General features: G+C 39.7%; 13 protein-coding genes. 1 reads left to right on the top strand and 12 read right to left on the bottom strand.

The features are described 5' to 3' along the window. Positions 1–147 precede the first annotated feature (147 nt). The 12 genes from C3V44_RS06720 to C3V44_RS06665 form a co-directional block, all read right to left on the bottom strand. Complete coding sequence (locus tag C3V44_RS06720; protein WP_254425409.1) at positions 148–1,467, bottom strand: NupC/NupG family nucleoside CNT transporter; 1,320 nt, start codon at positions 1,465–1,467, stop codon at positions 148–150. 134 nt (positions 1,468–1,601) lie between these two features. Further along, on the bottom strand, positions 1,602–2,210 hold the full coding sequence (locus C3V44_RS06715) for a bifunctional nuclease family protein (RefSeq protein WP_009410183.1): 609 nt from the start codon (positions 2,208–2,210) through the stop codon (positions 1,602–1,604). A 155-nt stretch (positions 2,211–2,365) separates the two neighbouring features. Continuing rightward, entirely contained in the window at positions 2,366–2,812 is a 447-nt protein-coding gene (locus C3V44_RS06710; protein WP_009417407.1) for a copper resistance protein NlpE N-terminal domain-containing protein, read from the bottom strand. A gap of 20 nt (positions 2,813–2,832) precedes the next feature. After that, positions 2,833–4,287, bottom strand: coding sequence for a HAMP domain-containing sensor histidine kinase (locus tag C3V44_RS06705; protein ID WP_106095961.1), 1,455 nt, complete (start codon positions 4,285–4,287; stop codon positions 2,833–2,835). A gap of 19 nt (positions 4,288–4,306) precedes the next feature. Next, positions 4,307–4,657, bottom strand: a complete 351-nt coding sequence (locus C3V44_RS06700; protein WP_009410186.1) for an SPOR domain-containing protein — start codon at positions 4,655–4,657, stop codon at positions 4,307–4,309. A 10-nt stretch (positions 4,658–4,667) separates the two neighbouring features. Next, entirely contained in the window at positions 4,668–5,354 is a 687-nt protein-coding gene (locus tag C3V44_RS06695; protein ID WP_106095960.1) for a hypothetical protein, read from the bottom strand. Between the two features lie 35 nt (positions 5,355–5,389). Then, positions 5,390–5,950, bottom strand: coding sequence for a bifunctional pyr operon transcriptional regulator/uracil phosphoribosyltransferase PyrR (gene pyrR / locus C3V44_RS06690; RefSeq protein WP_016478542.1), 561 nt, complete (start codon positions 5,948–5,950; stop codon positions 5,390–5,392). A gap of 5 nt (positions 5,951–5,955) precedes the next feature. Next, positions 5,956–8,445: an O-antigen ligase family protein gene (locus C3V44_RS06685; RefSeq protein WP_016478543.1), complete on the bottom strand. Its 2,490-nt coding sequence runs from the start codon at positions 8,443–8,445 to the stop codon at positions 5,956–5,958. Between the two features lie 61 nt (positions 8,446–8,506). Next, on the bottom strand, positions 8,507–8,830 hold the full coding sequence (locus C3V44_RS06680; protein WP_106095959.1) for a type II toxin-antitoxin system RelE/ParE family toxin: 324 nt from the start codon (positions 8,828–8,830) through the stop codon (positions 8,507–8,509). After that, complete coding sequence (locus tag C3V44_RS06675; RefSeq protein WP_009410191.1) at positions 8,820–9,038, bottom strand: addiction module protein; 219 nt, start codon at positions 9,036–9,038, stop codon at positions 8,820–8,822. Before C3V44_RS06675 ends, C3V44_RS06680 begins: the two co-directional genes overlap by 11 nt. Before the next feature lie 57 nt (positions 9,039–9,095). Next, positions 9,096–10,217, bottom strand: a complete 1,122-nt coding sequence (locus C3V44_RS06670; RefSeq protein WP_106095958.1) for a DNA replication/repair protein RecF — start codon at positions 10,215–10,217, stop codon at positions 9,096–9,098. 151 nt (positions 10,218–10,368) lie between these two features. Then, entirely contained in the window at positions 10,369–11,277 is a 909-nt protein-coding gene (locus tag C3V44_RS06665; protein ID WP_009410193.1) for a hypothetical protein, read from the bottom strand. Positions 11,278–11,915: 638 nt separating this feature from the next. Between C3V44_RS06665 and C3V44_RS06655 the strand changes: the two genes are divergently transcribed. Beyond that, the gene (locus C3V44_RS06655) at positions 11,916–13,652 is read left to right on the top strand and encodes an ABC transporter ATP-binding protein (protein WP_106095957.1); all 1,737 of its coding nucleotides are present in this window, start codon (positions 11,916–11,918) and stop codon (positions 13,650–13,652) included. The last annotated feature ends 4 nt before the right edge of the window (positions 13,653–13,656 follow it).

Below are 13,656 nucleotides of genomic sequence, written 5' to 3'. Positions count from 1 at the left end.
GGCGGGGACGAGCTACACGGAGGATTGTAGCAAAATAGACAATAAAAAACTTTGCCAAAGTTGTAGAACGATAGGTGTTCAGAACCTTTGGCAAAGTGCTATGGTATAAAAAGCAATTTTAAGCTTGTGTTATTTAGAAAAGTGTGGTTACCCGATAATCATTCCGGCGATAGTTGCGGATAACAGAGAGGCTAAAGTACCCCCAAGAACGGCTTTTAAGCCGAATTGAGAGAGTGTTTTACGTTGGTTGGGGGCTAAGGCACCTATACCACCTATTTGAATGCCTATGGAGGCGAAATTGGCAAAACCGCAAAGCATATAGGTAGCCATAATGATAGATTTGTTATACATTAAGTGAGGAGCACTCGTCATATCTTTTAGAGCAGCTAACTGAGTGTAAGCTACAAATTCCGAGGAGGAGAGCTTAATACCGAGCAATTGTCCCATCAGCATAACGTCTTCTTTGGCAATACCAGCGAGCCACATAACGGGTGAGAAAACGGTACCTAAAATCATTTCTAAAGAGAGTCCATTATAAGGAGTATTGCTGGCTATGATATTGTTGAGATGTGTTTGATAACCCACCCAATTAAAGAAATAATTAATCATTGCAATAAAAGCCACAAATACTAAAAGCATAGCCGCTACATTGGCAGCGAGTTTAAGTCCTTCGGTAGTACCATTGGCGATAGCGTCGAGCACATTGGAACCTACATTCTCCATAGACACTTTGGAATCGTTGGAGAATTGCTCGGTTTGAGGGCATAGCATCTTGGAAACTACGATAGCACCGGGGGCAGCCATTACGGAAGCTGCTAAGAGGTGTCGGGCGAAGAGCAAGCGCATTTGGGGGTCGTCGCCACCGAGGTATTGGATATAAGCAGCCATTACGCCTCCTGCTACGGTAGCCATTCCGCCTATCATTACAAGGAGGATTTCGGAGCGAGTCATTTTGGCTAAATAGGCTTTAATCATCAGAGGGGCTTCGGTTTGTCCTAAGAAGATGTTCCCCGTAACCGAAAGACTTTCGGCACCTGAGATATTCAGCAGTTTAGACAATGCCCACGCCATACCACGCACTATTACCTGAATAACACCTAAATAGAACAATAGGGAGGTGAGTGCAGAAAAGAAGATGATGGTGGGGAGCACTTGGAAAGCGAAGATATAGCCTATGCTATTGGTATCGACTAAGTTACCGAGGAGAAAATGACTGCCTGCTCTTGTAAAATCTAATATGAGCACAAAGATACTACCGGCAAAATCGAAGGCGTCTTGTATAAAGCCTACTTTTAGAATACCTATTGCAATGGAGAGTTGTAGGGCTAAGCCTATGCCAATAGTCTTCCAATTAATAGCGCGCCTATTGCTACTGAAAAGATAGGCGATAAACAGGAGGGTAATCATACCTACCACACCACGAGTAAAACTTTCGAGAGAGAAACCTTCGCTAGCGACAGCCTTCATTACTTGTGTAGTGGCGGTTTGTGTAGTAGGAGATTGTGTAGTAGGAGATTGTGTAGCGTCTTGGGCGACACTTATGAGTGGTAAAAGGAAGCTAAGGCTTCCGATGGTTATGTTTTTTTCATTGGTATATAGTTTTAAAAAGTACTATCGCGTTTAGAGATTTCATCTCTGATAAGCGCTGCCATTTCGTAATCTTCATTTTCGATACAGTCATTTAGCATTGTTTTTAGTTCGGGTAAGGCGTATTTAGTATATCTGTTTCGGCTGCTGTCTTCCTCATCAACATTGTCTAACGAAGGGCTTATGGTATTGGAGGGCTCATCGTTGAGCAAAGGGATATAAATGCCGGCTCTTTGAATGATATCTCGATAGGTGTAGATGGGTGCGTTGCAACGCAAGGCAATGGCGATGGCATCGCTGGTACGAGCTTCGATGGTGTATTCTTGACCATTTTGTACACAGAGAATATTGGAGTAGAAAATGCCTTCTTCTAATTTGTAAATCACGACTCTTTTTATTTGTATACTGAAAGTATCGGCGAATATCTTGAAGAGGTCGTGTGTAAGGGGTCGAGGAGGTACAAGGCTCTTCTCTAATTCCAAGGCAATAGATTGCGCTTCAAAGGTACCAATGACGATGGGTAGCTTTAAATCGGTCTCGACCTCGTGCATTATAAGCACAAAGGCATCGTTCTGCGATTGATTGTATGATATCCTTTTTATGAAAAGACGCACTAAATCCATTGGAAGGTTACTAACATAAAATACAAATTAGGGGGTAAAGTTATAACAATTATTTTAACTACAAAAGATTTTTAACATATTTTTTCTTCTTTGTAAAAGAAAAGGCTGTTCAATCTTGTATTGAACAGCCTTCGCATTACATAAGATTTTACTTGTTACATTTGTTTGGTAAGAGTATATTCTTTTACCATTTTAGGTTCTTTACCATCTTCACCTACTTGTACGATATTATCGCCTTTGGTAATATAGAAAGATTTGTGATTATCAGCTTTAGAAACGAGTGTAAAACCTTTATCAGTGTGTTCTACTTTACCTTCTTCTTTAGATTCGAAGTTTTTGCTTGCACAGTTTTCTTGTTTTACATAGGTGTCATCGGCATAGAGATGGATAACGGTAGCCATTCCGCCGCAATCGGCAGCAGGAAGAGTACCTACATAAGTAGCTAACAATTGAGGAGTTACCATTTCTTCTACTTTTTCAGCAGCATTCTCCATCATAGTAGTGGTTTCACTTACTACAGTGTTAGCAGTTTGTGAAGGATTGTTTTGGCAGGAGGCGAGCATAAGCACAGCAACTCCCAATGTTAAGATGTGATTTTTCATAAAATATAATGTTTATTTATTTACTTATTCAAAAAGTGTACCAATACTACAGTAAATTCACTTCCCTTTCCTACTTCGGAAGTAAAATGAATACTACCCCCGTAGGAAAGCACGATGTTTTTCACCATTGCTAATCCCAAGCCACTACCACTGGTTTTGGTAGTGAATTTTGGTTCGAATATCTTTTCTTTATCAACATCGGGGATACCCGTACCATTGTCTTTTACTTTTAGAGTAATATCGGTATCGCTTTTATTAAGGCTCACTTCAATAGAAGGGAAAGGTTCGTTTTCGGTAGCTTGTAGCGCATTTTTCACCAAATTGGTAACTACACGACCGAGCTGGTCTTTATCGAATATACTTATAATCTCATCGTGAGAATGGGTGAAGTGAATTTCATCAGAATTAAAGATATCTAAAGTGCGTTTGATAACAGACACAAAATCGAATTCCTCATCATTTTTAGCAGGCATATTGGTAAGTGCCGAGAAGGCAGTAGAAATATTACTCAATATGTCTATCTGTTGGATAAGAGATTCGCAGAATTCATTAGTTTGTTCAGCGGTTTGAGGCTCTCGAAGGGCTTTGCGTTGATAACTTTGCACGGAGAGACGCATAGGAGTAAGAGGATTTTTGATTTCGTGTGCTACCTGCTTTGCCATATCGCGCCACGCTTGTTCGCGTTCGGATTGCGCCAAAAGGGCTTTGCTGTTCTCAATCTCATCAATCATTCCGTTATAGGCATTTACCAACTCGGTAATCTCGGTAGGGGCAGACTTGAGAAGTATCTTTTCGTTTTGGGAGAGCAAACGAGTTTTCTCTAAGCGACCTTCGATGGTTTTAAGCGATTTGGTAATATATTTAGAGATGAAGTAAGCTACCGTAAGGGCAACTACCAAGAGCGAGAAATACACCATCGCTAAGTTGTACAGCGACCCTTTTAAAGCGCGCTCGTTGAAGGTGTCGTTCTCGAAATAAGGAATATTGAGAATAGCGATAGGCTTAAACTGCAAATCGGTAATATAACTGTAAGAGGTTTGGTAACCACGCCCTGCAAATTCGTGGTGCTCAACAAGACGTTTATTGAGTGTAGCGGAAAGCTGATGCAATACATCAGGAGGAATAAAAAACGCATCTTGGTCGGGCGAGAGAGAGGCTTTGGAGCTTTTTAGCAGAACTCCGTCGAGGTCATAGAGGGCAAAGTTTAGGTTTTGGATATTGGCAATGCTGTAGATATCCTCCCGAAAGATAAGGGGTATATAAGGGGTTTCGACAGGGAAAGTGGTTTGCGAGAATACATATTGTATCTGCATCTTGATTTGGTTTTCCTTGTCGATAAGTCGCTCATCGTGATATTCTAATGCCTGTTTTTTATACTGCCCAATCATTACGAAAGCTAAGATAGCGAAAGCTACTAGCACGAGTAGGGTCATACTGAGGAATATCTGAAAGCGAAGGGTTTTTTTTTTAAACATAGTGTCCCCTTATTACAGGTTATTTTAAGCCTATTACAAAGGCTGCGGGATAAGATTTTTTAATCTCTACAAGTTTCTTCTCAGCCTCTAAACGCGTACGAAAACTACCAAGGCGCACTTTGTAGTTAGGCGACTCGAAAGTGAGCAATACAGGGTATTGTTTGTATTTGCTTTTGGCATCGAGCATTACTTTATTAGCTTCGGTGATATTGCCATTATAGATTTGTACTTGGAAAGCACTCTCGGTACGAGCTATTTCCTTTTTGAGTTCCATAGCATCGGCTATATTCTTTTCCTGACTAATAGTTATTTGTGCATAGGAAGCGCTTGTGAGCAATAGTATTCCAGCTATAAATATGTTTTTCATCATCAATATAAATTTAATTCTTTTGTTTTCTTTGGCGTAAGAACCAATACAATTTACTAAATCCAAAGCCTATGCCAAACAAGGCTATAAAGAAAGTAAATATACCTCCCAATACTTTTAAATTGATAGGTTCACTTTGGGGAACGTAGAGTATTTGTCCGTTAGCAGTACCTATAAGTCCTAAGAGAGTGATAAGCAAACTCACCAAAAAGTGTAGCTCTAAGCGCAGGTCTTTCTCGGGCAACAGCTTTTGAAGACCCCAAGCACCTAATATAATGAAAACTACCACGCTCGCACCTATCCAAAAAGCAATATGCTCAAACGATACCCCTGTATAATAAAAGATAGATTGAGTGAGTACATAGAACAATGCAGGAAAGATAAGCAGGTTAGGATACCACTGCAAAACTTTATGCCAGCGACTTTCTTTACCTTTGAAAAGCGTACGTAGTGAAGTAAAACAATACGCCATACACACAGCAGTTTCTACGGTGAGCAGTACAGTGATATTACCGAGCACTTTGGGGTTGCTGAGCATTGTTTGGAGGGTAACTTGTGACTGCTCTGAGGCAAAATCAGTAGCCAACCATACAAACAAGAAACAAACAGCTGCAAATAACGCCTGTTGCCACAGTTTCCAAAAACTGAGTTTCAGCACTACGTTCAGCATTATAAAGACTGTAAGAATTGCTATTACCATATCACATATCCCTTATCTCTTACTTACATTCTCAGCTACGCCAGCTCACCGACTTTACTTATTACCTCTACTGAGTCTTCTCCGTCGTTTTGTTTCCAGTGTACTACCACACGCTCATCATTGATAGCGTCTACTTGCTTACCACTGTAATCGGGTTGTATGGGAAGATGACGACTAAAGCGCCTATCAATAAGCACTAAGAGTTCTATTTCAGAAGGGCGCCCGAAGCTCTGTATGGCACTGAGAGCAGCGCGAATACTGCGCCCTGTGTAGAGCACATCGTCTATAAATACCACTCTCTTGTTTTCGACGATAAAGTCGATAGCGGTAGAGTTGGCTTCAAGAGGTCTACCTGTGCGCCTAAAATCGTCGCGAAAGAAAGTAATATCTAATAAGCCTAATGGAATATCAGCAATGTGGTATTCGTTAGTGAGTAGTTCTACCAATCGCCCAGCTAAATAAGTGCCACGGGGCTGGATACCGATAAAAACCGTATTCGAGAAATCGTTATGGTTTTCTATCAGCTCACAAGCAAGGCGATGTAGCATTACTTGGAGTTCCTTCTCGCTGAGGATTTGTTTTGTATAGGTATTCATTTGACTTAAAAACTGAGGGTATTTAAGTTGCGTTGAGCATCGGCATTGCCCTCGCTAGCGGCTTTTTGGAAAAAGACTTTGGCGTTTGCTTTGTCGCCCAACATATAGTAGCAAGAGGCGCGATAATTATTCAGTACAGCATCTACGGGCACTCCTAAGCTCTCCATTTCAGCCATATCATTAATAGCCTTTTGGTATTGCTGCGTGTTGTAGTAACTAATAGCACGATACCTGAGCCCGTCTATATGAGCAGGTACTTTCTCCAAGAACTTCGTAAATATAGGAATTGCTTCAGCATAACGTTGCTGCAAATAGAGTTGCATTGCCTGAGTGTAAAGAGGGGCAAACTGTTCTACCTGCATACGCGAGATAATCTTGTTGCGGTTATTAATTATATCTTTATTATCGGGCAAATACACAATGGCACTATCTAAGGTAGCACGAGCATCAGCTATTAAGTTATTTTTCTCTTGCAGATAAGCCAAAGAGTTCCACGCTTGTACCTCACTGCGATTACCGCGAAGAGCGTCTCTATCTACATCTACGTGGAAACGGTTTTTCAGTATAGTTTTCCACTTAGGTTGTGGTTTCTGCACACTGTCTTTCTCCAAGCCTAAATACTGTTTGAGCAAGTGAATCGATTCTTGTTCTTTACCCATATTGTTCAGCGCAAAGGTCTCTAAATTTAGGTTACCGAAGAAATTTGGCTTTATCATTCGGGCTTTATGAGCATATTTATAAATACTATCGTTGTTTTTGTTCTCTTCCATAAAGTATGATACAGCAGTAAAATACTCAGGGCGCGCATCATAAGGGTGGTAATGAATGGAAGCCAATACTTTACGTGCCTCATCGAATTTCTTTTCGTCTATCAAGTAGCGCGCCTTTTCTACATCCACGGGCTCAGCCACTGCCGTGAGATTTGGAATACGAGGATAGTTGCGTATCAGGTAATCCGAAGGTGATTTAGTAGGACGCACCCCTTGTTGCTCTTCTTTTACCATACGTTGTATTTTAGAAGAATCAAAGTACATACGCTCTACTACTACATTCAAAACCATTGCCACCACGGCTACTGATCCTATAAAACCTACAACACTCATTGGCAATTTGCGCTCTTCTGCTTTTTTCTTACTGAAATACAATACTGCCAAGCCTACTGCTATCCCTACATAAATACCAAAGAGGGCTTGTATTTCGGGGCGGTCTTGAGGAAAATTAAAGAATGCATCGAACGAATAAGCAAAGAGTCCAAACAATGGTAAGAAAAACCATTGCTCTTGCTCAGGATTCTTGTTTTTATAAGTGCCTCTTAGGAAATAATAAGCTGTCAAGAGGAAGATAGCCAAGAACGCCAACCCTGCGAAGATTCCCGCTTCGGCGGTGAGCTCCAAAAAGTCGTTGTGGTTCTTATACATATAAATATAATGCGGACTGTAAGAATTCTCATACTGTAAGAAGCGTACCTTCCAGTTACCAATGCCTACGCCCAACAGTGGGTCGTTCGGGATCATATCAGTAGTGGTAATCACCCAAGCAGTTTTACGCAAGTTGTTACTGGTATTCTCTTGGTTAGCTACCTCAGCTAAACGAGCCCCGAAACTGGTGCTTTGTCGCACTTGTTGAGGGTAGAGATAGTTCTGTACAAACGAGAAAATACCAAAAGCAAGAACTACCAAGCCTACGTGCATCAGTACTTTTACGCCCGTTTCACGGCGTTTTAAGATAAAATAGTCGATAGCACCATACGTGATGAAGATAAGCGTTGTAAGAATAGTTGCTAAATAGAAAGCACGGGTACTCATAAAGAAGATTGCCAAAGTACCGACTAAAACACCTATCCCTCCGATGATACGCAAGGTGTTTTTCTGAAAATAAAACAACCAGATAGCAAAAGGTATCTTAATAAACATAGCCGAAGCCAAAATATTCTTGTTAGAATACGAGCCTTTGATATTGTAATCGGCACTAATACCCTTGATGATGCCTTTTACCCCGTCGAGGGTTACCAAAAAGTCATAACACAAAAGAATTGTCATCGCAACTGCCAAATGTACTAAACTCTTTTTGTTGTAAATTACCAAAGCCGATACCATCCAAGCAGCTGAGAAAGCTGTAAATATCTTAAAGAAGTGCAAAATCGCTTCTTCTATATCAATAGCTTTGGTAAACGAGAGCAATGCCAATACCATTATCAGGCAGTAAGCAATCCCTATTTTATTGGTAAAAAAGCCAAACAGTAATTGTGTGCGTTCTCTGAATTCTTTAATAAAAAACACAAGCCCTACTACTATCAAGTTCAGAATAGCAAAGGTGTAAAACTTTGTAGCATTGGAGTCGAATGCCATCCAGTTAGGGGTAAGTACCGTTACATAGCCATAGGCAATGAGCAAGACACTCGCCAAAAGCTTCATACTCGAATTCCCTTCCTCACTCACTGTGGGGGTAGGTTTAATAGGATTCTTGCTGGGTGTTTTCTTCTTGTTGGGTTTCATCTTATGTATTTATATAATTTTTCTTAATTACTTATATCTTGATAGTTACCTCCAATTATAATCAGTCTTTTATACCAGAAATTCTATTGAATATTTGGTGTTCTTTTATTTGTTGTTTGGTGTTAATAATGGCTATGATAATCACTTCTGACAATTCTTCCAAAACAATATAATGAATTCCAAAGTGGAATCTTTTAGTAAAGAAAATACGAACCTCCTCATATTTCTTTGGAGCAACAAAGGGAAAGTCTTTTAATGTTTCTATATAATCTACTATTTCATTATATGCTTCAAAACCTAAATTTTCTCTAAAAACATTGTAATAATCTATAATATCATTTAACTCTTTTTCTGCTCTGGGGTGGAAAATCAAACTAAATGACATACTTCTCTGATATTTTCTTCTTTACTTCTTCAAAAGGAATTCCAATAGAAGGATTCTCTTTTATCTCTATAACTCTTCTATCCAACTCTTTTTTAAGAGAATCAGATAAAAAAGATTGTTCATACTCAAATTCCACTCCCATTTTTTCAAACAAAGAGGTCAATTCAGCTTTTTGTATTTCATTCTTAGGATACACTAATATACACATATTATTTTAATTAACAGTTAATATCTGTAAAAGTCTCTTTCTCTTCTCATTTACCTTTTATCTCTTACCCTTTACCAACTCTTGTGGCTCGCACCTTTTACCTATTTGAATCATCTCATACGCTAGTCCCGTTTGCTTCACTACGTCTTCGGTGCGTTGCGAATGAGTATCGGTGATAAAAAGCTGTCCGAAATGTTTTTGAGTAACTAACTGCACCAACTGTGTTACGCGAGTATCGTCAAGCTTATCAAAAATATCATCTAAAAGCACTATGGGTGTAATCCCTAACGATTGCTTCAACACTTCAAACTGCGATAGCTTTAAGGCTATCAAAAAAGACTTCTGTTGCCCCTGACTGCCATACTTCTTCATCGGGTAGCCCTCAATCTCAAAAAGCAAATCGTCCTTGTGAATACCTGCGGTAGTGTATTGCGCACTGCGGTCTCGCTCAGTATTTTCAGCAAGCTGGGTAGCCAAATCACTTTGGTGCAAACTGCTGTCGTACTGCAAACTCACTCGTTCCTTACCCCCCGAAATATACGCGTACTGCTCGCTAAAGATAGGCAAAAACTCTTTCATAAAAGCTCGCCGTTTCTCATAAATGTGTTGTCCTAAGGGCGCCAACTGCTCGTCGTAAATGTGCAAAGTCTCTAAAGAGAAAACGCCTCCTTCTGCCATTTGTTTCAGTAACGTATTGCGTTGCAAGAGCGTGCGGTTGTAACGCAAAAGCAGTTCTAAGTAAGCCCTATCAGTTTGCGAAATCACACTATCCAAAAACTTACGGCGTGTTTCACTACCTTCTACTATCAAGTCGCGGTCGGAAGGTGAAATGAGCACCATAGGGTATTTACCTATATGGTCAGCCAGACGTTCATAGGCTTTGCCGTTGTGTTTCATTACTTTCTTCTGTCCTTTTTTAAGGCTACACACTATCTGCTCTTCACGTTCCTCTTGCCGAAACTGTCCTTCGATAAGATAAAACTCCTCGCCGTGGCGTACGTTCTGCACTGCCGAAGTAGTAAAGTAGCTCTTAGCCATACCTAAGTGATAAATAGCATCAAGCAGATTCGTTTTCCCTACACCATTATCCCCTACAAAACAGTTGATAGTAGGGCTAAAGGCATACGCTTGTGAGAGTATGTTCTTGTAGTTTACGACCGATATTTGTTTGAGAAACATCATTTGTTAGTGCAAAGGTACGAATAATTTGTGAATTACCAAATTTGTCGATTGAGTAATAAAAAACTTTGCCAAAGGTAATAGTCTGTCGTGCTACGTCCTTTGGCAAAGTTGATACTATAATGCTTCTTGTTAAAATTCTCTTAGAAAATTAATAGCTGTATTCTGTAGTGCTGATAAGTACTTGTGGTGCTTTTTCATCTTTAGGCACTGAGTAAACTTTAATTCGGATTGGATAATCCCCATCATACTGAATATCATAGCGATATACGGTCTTAGTAACATTTTCTGGCTTATTGAGTTCTGCAGTTACAACTGTTTTCTTAATGATATTATTAGGGGTAAGAAGAGTAACAAAGTGGTCGGGAGTAGTTTGTATTATAAAATTCACATACTCAGGATTGATTTTAGCATCATATTCATAGGTTACCTCATAGCTATGAGTGGTAGTAGTGTACTCATCTTTTACCACATTGCCTTTAGCGTCTAAGGTGTAGCTATGCCATTCGTTTGTGTCATCACCGTTTTTGCCATCTTTTCTCACATAAGTGTTTTTGGTAATTCTTACCACATTGGTACTGGGATAATCGAAAGTAGTCGTGATGTAATTCCCGTCGTTGTTGTTGGCGGGCTTATCTTCTTTTTTCACAAGACGTCCGTCTGCTCTGTATTCATAAACTTTCGTAGCGTAAAGAGTTGTTCCTAAGGCTATCGTTTCTTCTTTTTCTAACTTCCCATCAGCTCTATAGGTATAGATGTAGTTATGGAAGTAGGGCTCCTTTGAGTAGTAAGTTCTTCTTTGTAAACGGCCACTGCTATCGTAGTCGTAATCGTGATAAGTCTCATCACCATAAGAAGAATTGCCTCGATAGGTAATTCTTGTTTCTTTTTTAGGACGAGTAGCATCTTGCATCTCATATTTAATAACAGTGCGTTCTGTTCCTACAATAGTAGTAATTTCTTTAGGAAATTTAGCACTAGTACCGTCTTCGTCCTTGTCTTCTTTATTACAAGCTACGAAAGTTGCTGTTGCCATTAAGGCTAAAAATATTTTCTTCATCGTTTAAAAAGTATTTTGTTAATCGGCACAAAAGTACATACTTTTTTGTTCCCCACCAAATATTTCATCATCTTTTTTGTTTTACATATAACACAAACCATTTACCAACCTTCTTGCCTATGCGCTCACACCTAATCTGTTAATTTTCTAATTCCCAAATTTTCTAATTCTCTAATTTCCCAGCCCGTCCAGCTCACACCTAATTTGCTAAATCTCTTTTCTGTCACACTCCCTCCTAGTGCCTAAGGCCTAAGGCCTAGCACCTATTCCTCTTTCTTTCGCCTCGAAACCCTGTTTTTAACATTTTTTGCGTTGTCGTACCACAGTATGAATCAACTACTTATATACCCTTTCTATACCAATCGTCCAAGATTCGTATAAGCTTCCTATAAGCTCTCTATAAGCTAACCCCACCCTCCTTACAGCCATTTTTCACCAAAAATTCCCTCAACCCTCTTCCGAACCTTTCCGATTTTTTTCGTCTCCGTTTACTAATCTATTAAATTTCTCATTCTCACATTTTCACATTTTCTAATTATTAAAAAAGCTATTCACATTTAAAAAAAAGCTATTTATATTAAATCTATGTAAGAGCTTTTTACAGTATTTTTGCCCCGTTAATCAAACATTTAAATAAAATGATTCGCAATTTACTGTATATTACAGCTTTTAATAAAAAAGGTACGTGGCAGAGCGTGTTGTGGGAAATTGTGCATAACGGTTTTATCACAGCTCCGTCGGGCATATTACTCATAATATTATGGGAGCTTTTTAAACCACAACCCAATCTGTCCCTTATCTGGGAAATGGTAGCCCTAATGGGCATCTTACTCCTATTACAGTTCTTCGTTGCCTCGCGCACCCTTGTGTCGTCCAACCTATTAGTATATGGTATTTCCGAAAAAGTACGCATTCGCTTAGGTAATCATATCCAAAAATTCTCATTAGGTTTCTTCAAAAAGCGCGACCCCGGCGAAATAGCTTCAGTGATTATGCAAGATGTCGCCTCGTTTGAGCATATTTTCAGTCACAGTTTTGGCAATTTAGCAGCCGCTCTTTTCGGTACACTTATGCTCTCAGGATTCCTCTTCTATTGCGATTGGCGACTCACCCTTTGTTTGTTCATTGGCATTCTACTGGTAATACCGTTCTTAAAGCTCGGTATTTTTATGGTCGATAAATGGGAACTCAGCAAAGGGCAAGTAAAGGCACGAAACGAAGTATCAGCTAAATTCTTGGAATATGTACAAGGAATACGACACCTAAAATCCTATGGTCTTACAGGTAGTAATTACCGAATGCTCGAAAAGGCTTATGAGAATTTGCGCCAAAAAAGTATCCGCTTAGAAGCTATACCAGGACCATTTGTAATGCTTTCGTTTACTGTTTTGGAAATAGGCTTTGTGTTGATGCTTGCTTTAGGCTTGTACTATCTCACTCACAATACCATTACTATTCCTGTGCTTATCGTTTTTCTAATTTTAGGCTATATTCTGTACAACCCCATCAAAGTAGTATTAGTAGATTATATGATGTTGCGCTATATGAACGAAAGCCTCAGCCGTGTCATTGATGTACTGAAAGAACCCACTATGGAAACCGATAAAAACGAGTTCCCTTCTCACTTTAATATCAATTTTGATAATGTAAGTTTCTCGTATTTAGAAGATAAAACTACACTTAACAATCTTAATTTCAGCATTCCTCAGCACAGTATGGTAGCATTGGTAGGACATTCGGGCTCGGGTAAAACCACTATTGCTTCACTGATTGCGCGTTTTTGGGACGTGAATAATGGAAGAATTACCATTGGTGGAGTAGATATTAGAAATATCCGGCAAGACCGCTTCTATGGACTTATCAGCGAAGTATTCCAAGATGTATACCTATTCGATGATACTATTTACAATAACATCAAAATAGGGAATCCTAATGCTACCGAAAGCCAAATTATAGAGGCTGCCGAAAAAGCACAAGTACTTTCGTTTGCGTGGGAATTACCGCAAGGAATGCACACTCCCGTAGGTGAAGGAGGCAACCATCTCTCTGGCGGACAAAAACAACGTATCAGCATCGCACGTGCTTTGCTGAAAGACGCTCCTATTATCTTGTTAGACGAAGCTACTGCCAGTCTCGACCCCGAAAACGAAATATACATTCAAAAAGCCATTCAGGAACTTGTAAAAAACAAAACAGTAGTGGTGATAGCCCATAAGCTCTCCACCATTAAAAATGCTGATAAAATACTTGTTTTAGAAGAAGGGCATATTGCCGAAGAAGGTACGCACCCCGAACTCTTGGCTAAAAAAGGTATTTATCATCGCCTCTGGACACTCCAACAACAAGCCTCTGGCTGGACAGCAATTAACAATTAACGAA

The sequence above is a fragment of the Capnocytophaga sp. oral taxon 864 genome, assembly GCF_002998835.1.
Classification (GTDB): domain Bacteria; phylum Bacteroidota; class Bacteroidia; order Flavobacteriales; family Flavobacteriaceae; genus Capnocytophaga; species Capnocytophaga ochracea.
This window is presented reverse-complemented; position numbering and strand designations above follow the sequence as displayed.